This is a genomic window from Citrobacter sp. VF227 (assembly GCF_052950715.1).
Genome location: NZ_JBRFVF010000300.1, coordinates 1 through 496, shown reverse-complemented (window position 1 = coordinate 496; position 496 = coordinate 1). Strand labels below are relative to the sequence as shown.

Sequence of the window (496 nt, the reverse complement as noted above, 5' to 3'; positions counted from 1 at the left end):
GCTCGATGGCCTCTCGGAGTTCGCGATCGTGTGGCGCATCATGCTGCCAAGCGCGCTCCCTGCGCTCGTCTCCTTCGGCATCCTATCCTTCGTTTGGAACTGGAACGAGTTCTTCTGGCCCCTCATCGTGGTGCAATCCGAGCACTTGGCGACGCCACCGCTCGGCGTCGTCTACTTCGCCAACGCGGAAGCGGGCACGAATTACAGCCTGCTCATGGCAGCGGCGGTCGTGGTCAACGCGCCGCTCGTTGTCGCCTTCCTCATCGCCCAACGCTGGTTCATCGACGGCGTCACCATGACCGCCGTGAAGTGAGCCGCCCGCACCGACCGGGCGGCTCCCAGCCAGAGCACGACAACCGGGAGACCCGCATGAAGATCACGCGTCGTGCCTTGCTCGCCGGCACCGCCTCCTCGAGTGGAACGGTCGCCCTGCCAGGCTATCTCAGGGCTCAATCGGCCGGGACCGAGATCCAGGTGCAGTACCCGACCCCTGTCC

1 protein-coding gene is annotated in these 496 nt (G+C 65.5%); it reads left to right on the top strand.

What is annotated here, in order from left to right:
* Positions 1-313 (top strand): ABC transporter permease subunit (locus tag ACU8YC_RS26415; protein WP_446896181.1); only part of this gene is annotated, 313 nt, incomplete at its 5' end.
* Between the last annotated feature and the right edge of the window lie 183 nt (positions 314-496).